The 583-nt window shown below is 69.6% G+C and carries 1 protein-coding gene; it reads left to right on the forward strand.

Going from position 1 to position 583, the window contains the following annotated elements:
• The coding region (locus tag RM812_RS42120; RefSeq protein WP_311586292.1) for a bacterial transcriptional activator domain-containing protein at window positions 1–528 on the forward strand (528 nt) is incomplete at its 5' end.
• Window positions 529–583: the final 55 nt, after the last annotated feature.

The following is a 583-nucleotide window of genomic DNA, read 5'->3' on the forward strand; positions in this document are numbered from 1 at the left end:
CTAGACAGCTCATTCATGGTGCCGGTGAGCGACGGGGTCTACAGCTTCAACGCCGACGTCACCGCCGACTGGCACCAGTTCCAGGACCTGTACGCCAAGGGCATGCACCACCACGGCGAGGACGCCGACACCGCACTCGCCCACGCCCTGGCCCTCGTACGGGGCCGGCCGTTCTCCGGCATAGACCAGAGCCGCTACGCCTGGGCCGAGCACAACATCCAGGAGATGATCTCCGCCAGCGTCGACGTCGCCCACGAGCTGGCGATGCGCCGCATGTCCGCCCGTGACTTCCGCGCCGCGGCCAGCGCAGTCTCCATCGGACTGACCTGCGACATCCAGGCCGAACTTCTCTACCGCGACCTGTTCCAGATCTACAGCGAGACCGGCGACCGGGCCGGCCTCGAGCGCACCGCCCATCAGCTCAATCGGATCTCGACCGAAACCGGGCTCGACAGCTCGCCCGAGACCGTGGCCCTGCTCAATGCGCTGCTGGCAGCGAACTCGGTGGTGGGGACCGCGATCGCGTAACCGCCCGCCGCGCCGCAGGGGGCATGGGCCCGCCGGCCGGAGCGGGGCGGGTGGG

The organism is Streptomyces lancefieldiae, from assembly GCF_031845825.1.
Taxonomy (GTDB): domain Bacteria; phylum Actinomycetota; class Actinomycetes; order Streptomycetales; family Streptomycetaceae; genus Streptomyces; species Streptomyces lancefieldiae.